This is a genomic window from Myroides injenensis M09-0166, assembly GCF_000246945.1.
Classification (GTDB): Bacteria; Bacteroidota; Bacteroidia; order Flavobacteriales; family Flavobacteriaceae; genus Flavobacterium; species Flavobacterium injenense.
Genome location: NZ_BAEX01000182.1, coordinates 1 through 604, shown reverse-complemented (window position 1 = coordinate 604; position 604 = coordinate 1). Strand labels below are relative to the sequence as shown.

1 protein-coding gene is annotated in these 604 nt (G+C 36.9%); it reads right to left on the bottom strand.

The window, feature by feature from the left end; all coding sequences use genetic code 11:
- Window positions 1-131 precede the first annotated feature (131 nt).
- Window positions 132-604, bottom strand: a 473-nt coding sequence (locus RH98_RS15055) for a GNAT family N-acetyltransferase (protein ID WP_010258009.1), incomplete at its 5' end; no start/stop codon positions are given.

Here is a 604-nt window from a genome sequence, read left to right as displayed (position 1 = left end):
GCTTTGCGTTCGGGCGGGTTTCGGAGCACAAAACTGTCAACCTGCACTGAACTTGAATAGAAGCACAAAGCTCCAAGTGATACGTCACCCCGCCTGACGCAAAACCCGTGTTAGCGGGTCGTTGTTCTTGTTTACTTTTCACTGTCAAGAGTTAATTTGTAATAGAAATGTCGCACTTTCTCTTCTTCTGTCGGATTTGTAAGACGGTAGAAATCAAGAGCATAATTGTCAACTTCATCTGCTTGCACAAAAACTTCTTCAAATCCCTTTTCTTTGAAATATTGATTTGTAAACGCTATTAACTTTCGCCCCACGCCTTTTCTTTGGTAATTCGTCAATACTGCAAGGTCATATATATAGGCTAATGGTTTATCTGAATAGTACTGGTCAAGCACATAAACTGTCAGCCCACCTATAACTTTATTGTTTGCCCTAGCCGTAACTACATAAAAGGTTTCTTGGTTTAATAGTTTCTGTAAGTGCAATTCACTTGGCAAATTGAAATTTTTCATTTCAAATACATTTTCAAAAATAACTATTAAGTCCTTGAACTCTTTAATATTGTCAGATTGTAGTATTTGCAATTCTAAGTTCATACATTTCT